Source organism: uncultured Mesonia sp. (genome assembly GCA_947499595.1).
GTDB classification, from domain to species: domain Bacteria; phylum Bacteroidota; class Bacteroidia; order Flavobacteriales; family Flavobacteriaceae; genus Mesonia; species Mesonia sediminis.
On sequence record CANMOY010000001.1, the window covers coordinates 99831 to 113957 of the forward strand.

Sequence of the window (14127 nt, forward strand, 5' to 3'; positions counted from 1 at the left end):
AAATTGGTTTTAAGAAAAAAATATTTGCTTATTCTGTGCGGAATTCTATTTTCAAGTATACTCTATACTCAGAACAATAAAATTCCGCCCGAGTTTGCTTATATAGATGAGCATGTAGATTTAATAATCTTAGACATTAGATACGCGGGTAAGCATAACTTTGTAGGGCGACCCATCAAAGGTTATAAGCAACCACAAGCGATAATGTCTAAAAAAGCCATAAAGCAATTAAAACAGGCTAGTGAATATTTTTTAGCCAAAGGATATATTATTAAGGTGTTCGATGCATATCGCCCGCAGCGAGCCGTAGATCAGTTTTTTGATTGGTCAAAAATAAGCGAAGATACCTTGATGAAGAGCGAATTTTACCCAGGATTAGATAAGGAAAAACTATTTGCTTTGGGTTATATCGCAACAAAATCTGGGCATTCAAGAGGTAGTACCATCGATTTGACACTGGTAGATTTAAAAACTGGTAAAGAATTAGATATGGGTGCCCCCTATGATCTTTTTGATGAAATTTCTCATCATAATGCCAAAGGGTTAACCAAAATCCAGAAGAAGAACAGAAAAATGCTAAAAGTTGGGATGAGAAAATTTGGTTTTCTATCTTATGCAAAAGAATGGTGGCATTATACGCTTAAAAATGAGCCTTTTCCTTCTACTTATTTTGACTTTATCGTGAGATAACCCTATTATCCAATTATTTTTAAACTACTGTAGCCCTGACCGTTTTGATTGATTTGTATTTGTGTTGATATACGCTCTTTTAAACTGGTTACGTGGCTTATAATACCAATCATTTTATTTGATTTGGCTTGTAACAATTCAAGCGTGTCTAGGGTTTGATCTAAAGTTTCGGGATCAAGCGTTCCAAAGCCTTCATCGATAAAAAGACTGTTTATTTCTACTTTGTGTGAAGCTAAATCAGACAAGGCTAAAGCCAAAGCCAAACTCATTAAAAAGGTTTCACCACCCGATAAGGTTTTAATAGACCTGCGTTGGCCACCCATATGCTGGTCGATTGCAATTAAACTATCATCTTCTTGAGAGAGGGGCTTATCCATTTTATACCTATCGGTCAAATGGGTTAAGCGTTTGTTAGCTAAAATTAATAATTGGCTTAATGTTAAATCTTGAGCATAATCATTAAATTTATTACCGGTAGCATCGCCAATTAAATCTCGCATTATCTTCCAGCGTTTGTTAATTTTAGTTTGGGCTTTAATTTCTGCTTGAAGCTCTTCTATCTTTTCTATAAAAGTAGTTTGATTTTTGAGTACGTGATTTAATTCGTTTAAAGACTCGTCATTCAAGTGCATTGTATGCTGATGTTCTTCCAGCGATTTTTTTAATTCGTCTAGACTTAAAACACTGGTGTTCGCTTCAAGTTTTTTGTTTTGATTGCGTAAATCTGTTAAACTTGTTTCTAAAGTTAAAATAGCACGTTTTAAGTTCTCCTGTCTTTCTTGGTATTCCTTAAACTCTGAATGGTTTAATAAATCTTCTCTGGCTGTTTCTACGCTTTTGTAGCCTAATTTTGACAGTTGAGGGATTAACACGCTTACCAAATTTTTATGCTTTATACTTAAAGCATCCTGCTCTTTTTTAAGGCTTTCTTGAGTCGATTTTAATTGAAAAAATTCTTGATTTAACTTATAATATTGTTTTTCGGCTTGCTCAATTTCATTTTCGAAATTCTCCCCATTAAATTGTTGTTCTATTTGCTTTTTAATAGCCCTACCATTGTCCAATAGTTTCGCTAAACTGTTTAAATCTTCAATTGCCTTTTTAAGCCCTTTTTGTTGTTGCTTTATTAACGTGTATTTTTTTAATTCTTCTCGTCGCTCTTCGAGTAATTTTACTGAATTTTTCAAATCGTTTGCACGGATTTGATTAATGTCTTTTGAAAATAATTCCTCAAATTTTTGCCTTTCAGCGTTGAGTTCTTTTTGCTTGGTTTGAATTGTATTATGTATAGCTTCTAAATTCTCATTTGCAGCTTTAAACTCTGCTTGTTGTTTTGTTAATTGAAGCTGATGATGTTTAATTTTCTCCTTCAATGAGGCTATTAAGTTTTTTTCCGTTTTTTGTAATGGTGTATGATTGGCAAATGGATGATCTAAACTTCCACACAGGGGGCATGGCTCACCCGTTTGCAACTCTTCGCGGTAATGACTTAGTTTCTTTTGTAAAAAGGCAATTTTTTCCTCTTTTTCTTCATTGTCCAATTGCAATTCAAGCTTTTCTATTTCTTTTTTAGCGATAGTAATGGTTTGGGGACTCGAGGCTATGCTTTTTTCTTTTGTTAATTTCTCTTCTTGCTTCTGTTTAATGTCTTTCTGAATATCGAGAAAACGTAAATAATTTAATTCCGCTTGACGGATTTTATTTAAACGAAGGGTAATTTGCCTATCTTCATGATCCAAATCATTTACGGTGTCAAAACTAAATTTCTGCTCGAGTGCTTTTAATTCAACCTGATTTTTCCTAAAAATATCTACAGTTTCAACTTTGGTAAGCTGAGGATTTTTGGTTTTTAATAGAATAGATAAGGGCTCTAGATTAAACGTAATTTGATTGACCAAGCTTTTAAAGTCATTCAATGTTTTTTGACGGTTTGACTCTAGATTACGAATGTGTTGTTTGTACTGTTGGAGATGATTTTCAAAATCTGAAGCCGAGCTGTTTAGTTTGAATTTTAATTGAAAAAGATTTTGATTTTCTTGCCATTCTTTCTGATTTTGTTGAATACTATTTTGATTACTATCAATTTTTTTAGTGATGTCACCCAAGCGAACACTCAGGTTTTTTTCTTCGTTAATTTCTGTAACTGTAGCCTGTAGTGCTAGATGCTTTTTAAGTGCTAAACCTTTTTCTTTATTAAAATTTTCAAGTTTAAGGTTGTGCTCATTTAATTTGTTCTCAGTTTCGACTAAATTTTTAAGAATTGCCTGGCTTTGTTCCTTTATTCTTATTTGTTCCTTTAAATCATCTATTTTTTTGGCAATTCTCTTTTTAAGATTTCGCTTTTCAGCCGCTTCCTTTTTTTTGTGTTTAAACACTTCATCAGAGATTAACTGTTCGCTGAAGGTGTTTATCTTTTCTTTCTGGTTCTGTATTTGTTTTTCTAACTCACCGTATTTTCTATATGCTAATTGTCCTAATTGTCTGTAGATTCCCGTTCCTGTTATTTTCTCTAGAAGGGCGCCACGGTCTTTTTTATTAACCTGTAAAAACTTGGCAAATTCACCTTGAGCCAAGACTACCGATTTAATGAATTGCTCATAATTTAAGCCTATTAACTTTTCATTATGATTGGGCACCTCACTTTTTTTTAAATCTAAGGTCTTATCCTCTTTTAAAGAGATGATACGCATTTCATAATCGCGCAAGTTGCCTGTTCTTGCGGTTGAAATTTCCCAACGGGAGGCAAAAATTCCACTTTCACAAGAATAGGTAACTTGAGCGTATGCATCTGTTTGATTGCGGGTAAGAATAGCTCCTTTTTTTATAACCTCTGTGGTGCTTAGTTTGCCTAATCTTGGTACTTGATTAAATAGCGCCAACGAGATTGCGTCTAATAAGCTTGTTTTGCCACTACCAGTTGGCCCAGTTATGGCAAATAAATTATTTTGAACAAAAGGCGATTGGGTAAAATCGACATGGTGTTCGCCCCTGAGGGAATTAATATTTTTAAAACTTAGCTGTAAAATTTTCATGGCTATAAATCAATCGGTGGTATGCAATAATTCATACAATTCATCAAAAGTCTGTCGTAACTCAATCTGTTCTTCGGGTAAATAGCTTTCTTGATTTAATAGGGACTCAAATACTTCTTTAGGCTTTAAGTCTTCAAGTTTTTGCTTGCCAGAGAACACATCTCCCGTTTGCAATTGTTGGTTGCTAAATTGAGCACGGTGCTTTATAATTTCAAAATTTGGTAAACTAAAATCACTTATAAGCGTATCCAGTTCAGCTAACTTTTTAAGACTATAATTTTCTTCTCGTAGCTCTATTTCAATTAAGGTGGTTAAGGTACCCTGCCAGATTAATTTGGCTAGTTTGTCTTTAATTTGTTCAAGCGTACCCGTTATTTTTTTTAGGTTTCTAAACTTTGGGATGGTGATACTTTTTGGAGTAAAACCTTTTTTAGTATCGATAATTAATACGCGTTTCTCATCTTGGCGTTCACTAAAGGAAAGCTGTATAGGTGAGCCGCTATAATAAGTAGGTACTTTAGCTTTAACTTGCTGAGGCTGATGAATATGTCCTAAAGCAATGTATTTAAAATAGCCATTAAACTGTTCGGCTTTAAAGGCGGCTTGATTACCAATTTGAATATCTCTTTCACTTTCAGAAGTACTTACTCCTGCTGCATATAAGTGCCCCATAGCAATAGCAGGAATTCCATTGTAATTTTTTTCACACCAATTGGCCGCTGCATCAAATTTTAATTGAATCCCCGTTCGCATCGCCTTCAGTCTATCTTCATAGGTATTGCCGTCGCTTGCTTGTCTAATATCGGCATCACGTAAATAGGGTAGGGCGGCTATTACAATTTCGGGATTTTTGGATTGAGGCAAAGCGATGATGCAGTCTTCAATTTTTTCAGGTAAACCGCCAATTACATTTAAATCTAAAGCATTAAGTAATTCTTTGGGTGCATCTAGCATACTAGGGGAGTCATGATTGCCTCCCGTAATAATAAGTTTACAGTTTAAGTTCTTTATAGCTAACAAGGCTTGGTAATATTGCTTTCTAGCTTCTGCGGAAGGATTAGCCAAGTCAAAAACATCTCCAGAAACAAGAACAAGCTCTATTTTTTCTTCTAAAATAATATCGCACAACCAACCTATGAATAAATCAAAATCTTGGTATAGGTAATGTTTATGTAAGCGTTTACCAATATGCCAGTCTGCCGTATGTAAAATTCTCATAATATTACTAGACCAATGAAGGGAAGTTAAGCTTTTTCTTCAAATTAAAAAAATGAAGACCTATAAATCTGTTTTGCCTTTAATTCCTTTAAAAAACAATTGTAAGCGATTCAAATCTTGCTCTAAATTTCCTGATGGGTAAAAGGTAGTGCCTATTCTAACTACCTTTCTTTTGTAATCAAAAGCCACGGGTATAATTGGTATGTTCGCCTTTAAGGCAATAAAATAAAAACCAGTCTTCCATTGGTTTACTTTCTTTCGGGTTCCTTCGGGAGCCAAGGCCAGTCTAAACTCAATTTCATTTTTAAACATTTTAGCAATAGCATCAACCTTTTTTTGTCCTGGTGTACGATCTAATGCGTGACCTCCCATTTTTTTAAAATAAGCACCAAATGGCCATTTAAAAAGTTCTTTTTTAGCAATAAAATGAATAGGTATATTTAGTATTCCGCGCGTAAGAACGCCAATATAGAAATCGTGCCAACTGGTATGAGGAACAACAATGATGATTGATTTTTTAACTTTGGGATCAAAACCTCCCTCAATTTCCCAACCAAGTAATTTGAAAAAAATAAATTTATACATAAAGGTAAATGAAAAGAAACAAAAATACCATAAAAATAAAATAGCAGGTGAAAAACCACCTGCTATTATTAAAAATATGATAATTACTATTAGGCGTTATTTCTAAAGACCAATTGGTCGTCAAAAGCATCGATTAATATTATACTCTCTGCGCTTATTTTGCCAGCCAAGATCTCTTTTGACAAGGTATTTAAAACCTCTTTTTGGATGGTTCTCTTCACCGGTCTTGCTCCAAATTGCGGGTCAAAACCTTTTTGAGCTAGCCAATTGACAGCCTCTTCTGTAGCGTCTATGGTAATGTTTTGCTGTGCTAACATTTTGCTTAAACCCTTTAGTTGCAAGCGAACAATTGCTTTGATATTTTGCTCATCTAGAGGAGTAAACATAACAATATCATCAATTCGGTTTAAAAACTCAGGCCTCACTTGCTGTTTTAGCAGGCCAAGAACTTCAATTTTAGCAGCTTCTGTTGCGGATTCTGTATTTTGGCTAGCTTCAAATTTTTCTTGAATAATTTGACTTCCCATATTTGATGTCATTATAATTATAGTGTTTCTAAAATCTGCTAACCTTCCTTTATTATCAGTCAAACGGCCTTCATCCAGTACTTGCAATAAAATATTGAATGTATCAGGATGTGCTTTTTCGATCTCATCTAATAAAACCACAGAGTATGGTTTACGTCTTACCGCTTCTGTAAGTTGACCTCCTTCATCATAGCCTACATAGCCCGGAGGTGCCCCAACCAATCTACTAACGGCGTGTCTTTCTTGATATTCGCTCATATCTATTCTAGTCATGGCAGCCTCGTCATTAAATAAATACTCGGCCAAAGCCTTGGCTAACTCAGTTTTACCAACCCCCGTGGTACCTAAGAAAAGGAAGCTCCCGATAGGCCTTTTTTGATCTTGTAAACCCGCTCTGCTTCTTCTAATGGCATCACTAACTGCTTGAATAGCTTCTTCTTGACCAACTACTCTTTTATGGAGTTCTTCTTCAAGTAGTAATAGTTTTTCGCGTTCACTTTGGAGCATTTTTGTAACTGGAATTCCAGTCCATTTCGCAACTACTTCTGCAATATCCTCGTTGGTAACCTCTTCTTGTATTAGTGTTTTGGTTCCTTGGGCCTTTTGTTCGGCCATTTCTTTTTGCAGTTTATCAAGCTGCTCTTGTGCCTGTTTAATTTTCCCGTAGCGTATCTCGGCAACTTTTCCGTAGTCACCTTCACGTTCCGCTCGTTCTGCTTCTAATTTAAAATTCTCAATATCGGTTTTAGCTTGTTGAATGTTATCTACAATTGCTTTTTCGTTTTGCCATTTAGCATTCAGTTCGCTACGTTCTTCCTTAAGATTGCCTAAATCCGCTTTAAGCGATTTTAATTTTTCTTCATCTTTCTCGCGTTTAATGGCCTCTATTTCAATTTCTAGTTGCATGATTTTACGATCAAGTACATCTAACTCTTCTGGTTTAGAATTGATTTCCATTCTAAGCTTAGAGGCTGCTTCATCCATTAAATCAATAGCTTTATCGGGTAAGAATCTATTGGTGATATAGCGTTGAGATAATTCGACCGCGGCTATAATAGCTTCGTCTTTAATTCTTACTTTATGGTGTGTTTCATACTTTTCTTTTATACCCCGTAGTATTGAGATTGCACTTTCTGTATCGGGTTCGTCTACTGTAACGCGTTGAAATCTTCTTTCTAATGCCTTGTCTTGCTCAAAATATTTTTGGTATTCATCTAGAGTGGTTGCTCCTATAGCTCTTAATTCGCCTCGTGCTAAAGCTGGTTTTAAGATGTTGGCAGCGTCCATAGCACCTTGGCCTCCACCAGCTCCTACTAAGGTGTGAATTTCGTCTATGAACAACACAATGTTTCCATCGCTAGAAGTTACTTCTTTAATCACTGCCTTGAGTCGCTCTTCAAATTCTCCTTTATACTTGGCTCCGGCTATTAAGGCGCCCATATCTAAAGAATAAATAATTTTATTTTTTAGATTTTCGGGTACATCGCCTGCTACAATACGGTGTGCTAAACCCTCGGCAATTGCTGTTTTACCTGTGCCAGGCTCTCCCACTAGCATCGGGTTATTTTTAGTTCTTCTGGAGAGGATTTGCAAGATTCTGCGTATTTCTTCATCACGGCCAATAACTGGATCTAGTTTTCCTGTCTCTGCTAATTCATTGAGGTTTTTTGCAAATTTATTGAGCGAATTATAGGTCTCTTCAGCACTTTGTGATGTTACTCGCCCACCTTGGCGTAATTCCTCTATGGCAGCTTTTAAGCCTTTTTCTGAAGCTCCTTGGTCTTTTAAAATTTGTGCAACTTTAGAATTTGACTTAAAAATAGCTAAAATGAGGTGCTCTATAGAAACATATTCATCGTTCATATTTTTTGCCAAGCTTTGTGCTTCGGTCAAACTTTTTGAAGCCTCTCGCGATAGCATAATATCGCCGCCGCTTACCTTGGCAAAGCTTTCTAGGGTTTTATCTAATAGTTGATTAAACAGTCCCACGTTAATGGCTAGCTTTTTTAAAATAAAAGGTGTAACATTTTCATCTACTGTAGCAATTCCTTTAAAGATATGCTCATTTTCAATTTGTTGATGACCTAATTGATGTGCAAGTTGCTGTGCCTGTTGAATGGCTTCTTGCGATTTTATTGTAAAATTGTTTAGATTCATAATTTTAATTTTTATTTGAATTTAACAAAGTTTATGCCTTAACAAAAACAAGACAAAAAGGCAGTTTTTTGTTTTGATTTAATGACAAAATGACGTTAATATACCCGATTATGGGTATGGTAAACCAACCGCTTTGTCTCTAATTTAGCAAAAAAAGTTATATGTCTCTTGTTAAAGTTGTGCTTGTCTTGCTTGTTGTTGTACTAAGCTTATCTGTTTCTATAAATAAGATTATCAAAAAATTAGATGGTGATTCATTAAATACAGTTGTTGAGCAAATCAGACAAACCGAAAGCTGCTTAGCCGTCTATTATCGAACTTCTGTTTATACGAGTGTAGATTTAAGAAGAGCAGTTTTAAGAAAACCCTAAATCTAAAAACTTTTGGTATTTACTCGCAAAAATCACTTTTATTATATTTTTTGTAAGTTTAGCTTAAAAATGATATATGGGATTTTTTGATAAATTTTTAAAGGCTAAAGAGAGTAATTCAAAAACCTCAATTGATTGGCTAGAGATTAAAAAAGTATGTGATGTCGAAGCTATATTAGAGGCTTCTAAAGAGCAAACGGCAATTGTTTTTAAACATTCTACAAGATGCCCCGTAAGTAGAATGGCTCTAAATCGTTTTGAAGCTGAAGCTGATTTTGATGCTAACCGAGTAGCTTTCTTTTTTTTAGATTTAATCCAATACCGTGAAGTTTCTAACTTAATTGCCGAAAAATTTCAGGTAACGCATCAATCCCCTCAAATTATCATACTTCAGAATAGTCAAGTGGTAGGGCATTTTTCTCACCACGAAATAGAAGCCGATGTTGTTGCCGACTTACTTAATTGAACCGATTTTGCCTAATAATGCTAGCTAATTTTTCTTTAATATTTGTTGCCGCATCAAAAAGCATTTGCTCAGATGTCGGGAAACCGACAAAATTGTTTTGCGCTAAAATTAATTTTTTTTTATTAAGAGCACGCTTATCACCATTGAATCTTGTGAAAATGTTTTCAAAAATAAATTCAGTGTCTAATGGAAAAGAACGAAGCACTTGATTGGTTTTGGTGTCTAGATAATCTACTTGACCTTTAACATAAATAGCTTTAAATTGAGTGGTAGTTAATAATGTAGCTTTTACAGTTATTGTTTCGTTTAATTCTATTTTGTTTCCTTCGTTGTCTTTAAGGTAATTTCCATTCCTGTCCTTTCGATATCCTTTACGGATTGTAATTTCTTTTTGTATTACTTCCTCTCTCTCATTTAACTTTTCGGGACTTATTTCAATGGTTTTAAAATCTAAATGAATTCCGTAGTCGTAGTTAATTTCTGGATTGATATAAGCATGGTAGCTTTGCCAAAAATTATCTAAATCATATCCGCTAAAGTTTAAAATATCTTTTTCTAAAGTTTTAGGAATTACTTTATCGCTGTGATTTTCAACACTCAAATAAATATAATCTGTACCTTGAATATGTGCCTGGTTTAATAATTCTATCGTGTTTTTATAATTTGGAGCAAGTTGATTGATTAACTGCAATTTGTCAAAAGCTAGTCGTGCTGATTCTTTTGGTGTCTCATTCAGCAATGTTTGCGATTGATTATATAAATCGCTTACATAGTTGTTTTTAGCTTTAATAATTTCAGCAGAATAATCACGAATATTAAATTTGGCTGTTTTACCGTTTTGGTAATATAACGGCACTAAGGCATTAATTTTTCTCTGTATGGCGTCTAATTGAGCGTAAGTGTCATAAATTTCCTCATTATGATTGCTTAGTTTATCTTTTTTTAAAAACCTTAACCGGGCTTCCTTTTCTTGAACAAACTTTTTGTGAGCTTGCTCTAATAATTTTATGTAGGATTCGTTCGATTTTTTATCTTTATTTCTTTGCAATTTTGAAGTAGCAATATAAATAGCCTGTTCATAATTACCACTATTAAGGGCTTGTTTGGTTTTTTTTAAACCACTACAACTCATTAAAATTAGGGTGGCAAACAAATAAATTAAATAGTTGACTTTCATAGTGTGTTTAATGTTGGATGGGGAATAAAAGTTTAAATTTATAAATAATCCAGATTTAAAGACGAATTTTTGACCAAAATAGCAAAAAAAGATGTTTTAGTGGTACTCTAAGTTTTTGATAAGCTATGCTCATTTGCAATTTCTTTTTGGCTTGCTCCACTCATTTTTAATCGTAGGATTTTTTGGCAGGTCGGAGGTAAATTAGAAATGCTTTGCTGTATCGCTTCGCTTTTTTGTTCAAGTTGTTCTTTGCTCGAATAGTCTTGTGTCTCTATAGCCTCGTATTTTAAAAAGTCAATCGAGCAAATCTCCTTTTTGTGTTTGCGTTGATACATCAGATACTCATTAAAAGCTACTTTATACACATCTGGAGAGCATTGCCCTATGTGTGCAGGTGCTCACGCTTGGTCTGAAATAGGAAATATGGTATTTCTATGTTCTAGCCAGCACCAAATGATATGGAGAGAACAATTTGATTTAGGTAAATCTCCAATAAATTTTATAGCCGCTAGAGATATTATGTAGCACACCAATATAAGAGGCCCTTTTGCGAATGAGTTATTACTTAAAATTAAGCAGCTAGATTTAAAAAACTTTCATAGAATACAGGTTTCAAATTAATAAAATCACAATATTTTACATTAAAATTCAAGATTATTATATTATTTATATTTAATAGTTAATTTCATTTAGAATAATTTGATTATTTAAAATATTTTACTTATCCTCTATAAGTCCTAGAGATATTAAGTTTAAGTTATTATTAAATTGGCAGTAACAGCCATAAATAAAAATTACTATAAGATGAAAAATAAAAGAGTAGCAATTATTGGAGCAGGGCCAAGCGGATTGGCACAATTAAGGGCTTTCGAAGCCTTAGAAAAAAATGGAGTTCAGGTACCTGAAATTGTTTGTTTTGAGAAGCAAGAGAACTGGGGAGGAATGTGGAATTATTCTTGGCGAACTGGTGTAGGCCGTTACGGTGAACCTGTTCACGGTTCAATGTATAAGTACCTTTGGTCAAACGGTCCGAAAGAATGTTTAGAATTCTCTGATTATTCTTTTGATGAACATTTTAAAAAGCCAATTTCCTCTTATCCCCCAAGACCAGTTCTTTTTGATTATATAGAAGGGCGTATTAAGAAAAGTAATGCAAAAAAATACATTCGTTTTAATACTACGGCTCGCTGGGTAGATTATAATAATGCCAATCAAAAATTCACTTTAGTTTTAGATAATTTAAAAGAAAACAGAACTTATAGCGAAGAATTCGATTATCTAGTGGTGGCTTCTGGTCATTTCTCGACGCCAAATATGCCTTACTTTAAAGGAATTGAAGATTTTCCAGGCGGTGTAATGCACGCGCACGATTTTAGGGGAGCAGACCAATTTAAAAATCAAAATTTATTATTAATTGGTAGCAGCTATTCTGCCGAAGATATAGGGGTGCAATGTTACAAGCACGGTGCCAAATCGGTAACCCTAAGTTATAGAAGCAACCCAATAGGAGTGGAGTGGCCAGATGGAATAAAAGAAGTGCCTTTACTTACTCATTTTGAAGGAGATATTGCACATTTTGCAGATGGTACTTCAGAAAAATTTGATGCCGTAGTAATGTGTACGGGTTACCAGCATAAATTTCCATTTTTGCCAGATGAATTAAGATTAAAAACCAAGAATAATTTATATCCAGATCAAGTGTATAAAGGTATTTTCTTCAATGATTTACCTCAATTAATTTATTTAGGGATGCAAGATCAATATTATACTTTTAACATGTTTGATGCACAAGCTTGGGTGGCAAGAGATTTTATGATGGAAGAATTAGTGCTTCCTGAAAAAGACCAACGAAGAAAAGATATGGATGATTGGTTGAAAAGATTAAACAACTTAGATGGTTGCTATGATGCTGTCGATTTTCAATCAGATTACATTAAAGACTTGTTAAGTTTATCTGATTACCCCGATTTTAATGTAGATAAGGTGGCCGAAATGTTTAAGGAATGGTTAGGCGATAAAGAAGAAAACATCTTAACCTATAGAGACAAAACTTTTACCAGTGTTGTAACAGGAACCAAGGCCGAAGAACATCATACCGAATGGATGGAGGAACTCGACGACAGTAAAGAGCGCTATTTAGCTTTTCAAGATGAAGTAGAGATTGAATTAGAGAAAGCGGAGTAAATTACTTAAATAATATCATATAAGCCTAAAAAGTAAATTTTTCTTTTTAGGCTTTTTTTATTAAAAAATAGCAAAGCACCTAATATTAAAATAGGATGTTAAATCTAAGTTTAAACCTAAAAAATCAATAATTACAATTAACTTTGCCTTTTTCTTTAAACCAAATTCAATGCCTACATTACTTAAAAATAAGTGGTTTTTACTGAGTATAATGGCGCTTACGTGGGGTAGCTCTTTTATTTTAATCAAAAAATCTTTACTTGTTTTTAATCCTTTTCAAATTGGTGCCTTTCGCGTCGCTTTAAGCGGATTGATATTAGCTTCATTAGGTATACCAGCTATGCGTAAAATGCCTAAAAAGGATCTTTTATGGGTAATTCTTGCAGGTTTTTTTGGCAATTTCTTACCCATGTTTTTATTCCCTATTGCGCAAACTAAGGTAAGTAGTTCTCTGGCTGGAATAATAAATAGTTTAGAACCAATTTTTGTTCTAATGTTAGGCTTCTTAATATTTAGAATAAAAAGTAAACCAACCCAGGTAATGGGAGCATTTATTGGCTTTTTGGGGGCAGCTACTTTATTATATTTTTCAGAAGTAAGTACCCAAGAAAGTCAAATTGGTTTTACCTTGCTTATGGTTTTTGCGTCTGCCTCCTATGCTTTATCGGCTTTAATCATCAAATTAAAATTACAACACGTAAAATCAATACAAGTATCCAGCAGTGTTTTTACCTTCTGGATGATCCCTTCATTAATAATCTTATTGTTTACCGATTTTTTTAATGTATCGTTCTCTTCTGAAGCATTAGAAGCCTTAGGATACTTAAGCTTCTTGAGTATTTTTGGTACGGCTATAGGTATTATTCTATTTTATAAGCTAATTCAAGATACTTCGGCTGTTTTTGCTAGTACGGTTTCCTATTTGCTTCCTATTGTGGCGGTTATTTGGGGAGTTATTGATGGTGAACAATTCAATTTTTATTACCTGTTGGGTGCTATTTTAATATTAATAGGAATATATCTGATTCGAGAGAAAAAGAAAAAACCTATTGTAACAGTTCGGTAAAGCAATAAAAGAACATCTTATTTATTTTCACTACAGCTATTGCTATAAACGGAAATATTAACCGTTTGCTTTTAGTAGATTAACCATCTCTGTAAATCCCGATTTTTGCGCGTGTTCTAATGCTGTTACTCCATCTTTATCGGCGATATAAATATTACAACCTGCCTCAATGAGCATCTGTACTATATCAATGTATTTTTGTGTTCCATCACCCAAAATAACCGTCTCCAAAAGGGCCGTCCATCCTAGGTTGTTGATATGGTCTACAGGGAAGTTTTCTATTTTAAGTAACCGTTTCACAATTTTACATGTCCTCTTTCACAGGCAGGGATTAAAGGCGTAGCACCGTAACGGTTTAGCTTTAAAAAATTCACGTTGTCGGTTCCTAAGCACGCATTTAAAATTTCATAATAACCAGCAGCACCAGCGTGTAAAAAAGGAGTTTCTAGCCGATTATCTTGTGCATTTACATCGGCACCTCGCTTTATCAAAAGTTTAGCAGCCTCAATATTATTATTATAGGTTGCCACCATTAACGGAGTTTGTTGCTGCTCATTTCTCAAGTTTATTGAGCTATTCCGTTCGGTCAGCTTTTTAATTTTCAGGGTATTATTATTTTTTGCAGCTATAAAAATGGATTGCATATTATTTAAG

The 14127-nt window shown here is 34.1% G+C and carries 13 protein-coding genes; 5 read left to right on the forward strand and 8 right to left on the reverse strand.

Going from position 1 to position 14127, the window contains the following annotated elements:
* Positions 1 to 3 precede the first annotated feature (3 nt).
* Positions 4 to 690 carry a M15 family metallopeptidase gene (locus ACH2AZ_RS00440; protein WP_394906141.1) on the forward strand — a complete coding sequence of 229 codons (687 nt, stop codon included), beginning with the start codon at positions 4 to 6 and terminating at the stop codon, positions 688 to 690.
* A 5-nt stretch (positions 691 to 695) separates the two neighbouring features.
* Here ACH2AZ_RS00440 and ACH2AZ_RS00445 read toward each other — a convergent pair whose 3' ends face one another.
* The 4 genes from ACH2AZ_RS00445 to clpB form a co-directional block, all read right to left on the reverse strand.
* On the reverse strand, positions 696 to 3722 hold the full coding sequence (locus tag ACH2AZ_RS00445; RefSeq protein ID WP_394906142.1) for an AAA family ATPase: 3027 nt from the start codon (positions 3720 to 3722) through the stop codon (positions 696 to 698).
* Between the two features lie 9 nt (positions 3723 to 3731).
* Positions 3732 to 4940 carry an exonuclease SbcCD subunit D C-terminal domain-containing protein gene (locus ACH2AZ_RS00450; protein ID WP_394906143.1) on the reverse strand — a complete coding sequence of 403 codons (1209 nt, stop codon included), beginning with the start codon at positions 4938 to 4940 and terminating at the stop codon, positions 3732 to 3734.
* 60 nt (positions 4941 to 5000) lie between these two features.
* On the reverse strand, positions 5001 to 5525 hold the full coding sequence (locus ACH2AZ_RS00455; RefSeq protein WP_394906144.1) for a 1-acyl-sn-glycerol-3-phosphate acyltransferase: 525 nt from the start codon (positions 5523 to 5525) through the stop codon (positions 5001 to 5003).
* A gap of 89 nt (positions 5526 to 5614) precedes the next feature.
* Positions 5615 to 8209 (reverse strand): ATP-dependent chaperone ClpB, encoded by a 2595-nt coding sequence (gene clpB, locus ACH2AZ_RS00460; RefSeq protein ID WP_394906145.1) that lies wholly within the window; start codon positions 8207 to 8209, stop codon positions 5615 to 5617.
* A 161-nt stretch (positions 8210 to 8370) separates the two neighbouring features.
* Between clpB and ACH2AZ_RS00465 the strand changes: the two genes are divergently transcribed.
* Positions 8371 to 8580 (forward strand): hypothetical protein, encoded by a 210-nt coding sequence (locus tag ACH2AZ_RS00465; protein ID WP_394906146.1) that lies wholly within the window; start codon positions 8371 to 8373, stop codon positions 8578 to 8580.
* A gap of 76 nt (positions 8581 to 8656) precedes the next feature.
* On the forward strand, positions 8657 to 9046 hold the full coding sequence (ytxJ, locus tag ACH2AZ_RS00470; RefSeq protein ID WP_379044991.1) for a bacillithiol system redox-active protein YtxJ: 390 nt from the start codon (positions 8657 to 8659) through the stop codon (positions 9044 to 9046).
* Here ytxJ and ACH2AZ_RS00475 read toward each other — a convergent pair.
* Both ACH2AZ_RS00475 and ACH2AZ_RS00480 read right to left on the reverse strand, forming a co-directional pair.
* The gene (locus ACH2AZ_RS00475; protein ID WP_394906147.1) at positions 9039 to 10223 is read right to left on the reverse strand and encodes a hypothetical protein; all 1185 of its coding nucleotides are present in this window, start codon (positions 10221 to 10223) and stop codon (positions 9039 to 9041) included. The genes ytxJ and ACH2AZ_RS00475 overlap by 8 nt on opposite strands.
* Before the next feature lie 107 nt (positions 10224 to 10330).
* A complete protein-coding gene (locus tag ACH2AZ_RS00480) occupies positions 10331 to 10588 on the reverse strand; it encodes a hypothetical protein (RefSeq protein WP_394906148.1) in 258 nt (85 codons plus the stop codon).
* Between the two features lie 439 nt (positions 10589 to 11027).
* On the opposite strand from ACH2AZ_RS00480, the gene ACH2AZ_RS00485 reads away from it, so the two are divergent.
* Positions 11028 to 12407: an NAD(P)-binding domain-containing protein gene (locus ACH2AZ_RS00485; RefSeq protein ID WP_394906149.1), complete on the forward strand. Its 1380-nt coding sequence runs from the start codon at positions 11028 to 11030 to the stop codon at positions 12405 to 12407.
* A gap of 169 nt (positions 12408 to 12576) precedes the next feature.
* The gene (locus ACH2AZ_RS00490; RefSeq protein ID WP_379044980.1) at positions 12577 to 13473 is read left to right on the forward strand and encodes a DMT family transporter; all 897 of its coding nucleotides are present in this window, start codon (positions 12577 to 12579) and stop codon (positions 13471 to 13473) included.
* A gap of 57 nt (positions 13474 to 13530) precedes the next feature.
* On the opposite strand, the gene ACH2AZ_RS00495 is transcribed toward ACH2AZ_RS00490, so the two are convergent.
* Both ACH2AZ_RS00495 and ACH2AZ_RS00500 read right to left on the reverse strand, forming a co-directional pair.
* Complete coding sequence (locus tag ACH2AZ_RS00495; RefSeq protein WP_394906150.1) at positions 13531 to 13773, reverse strand: ankyrin repeat domain-containing protein; 243 nt, start codon at positions 13771 to 13773, stop codon at positions 13531 to 13533.
* Entirely contained in the window at positions 13770 to 14117 is a 348-nt protein-coding gene (locus ACH2AZ_RS00500) for an ankyrin repeat domain-containing protein (RefSeq protein WP_394906151.1), read from the reverse strand. Before ACH2AZ_RS00500 ends, ACH2AZ_RS00495 begins: the two co-directional genes overlap by 4 nt.
* Between the last annotated feature and the right edge of the window lie 10 nt (positions 14118 to 14127).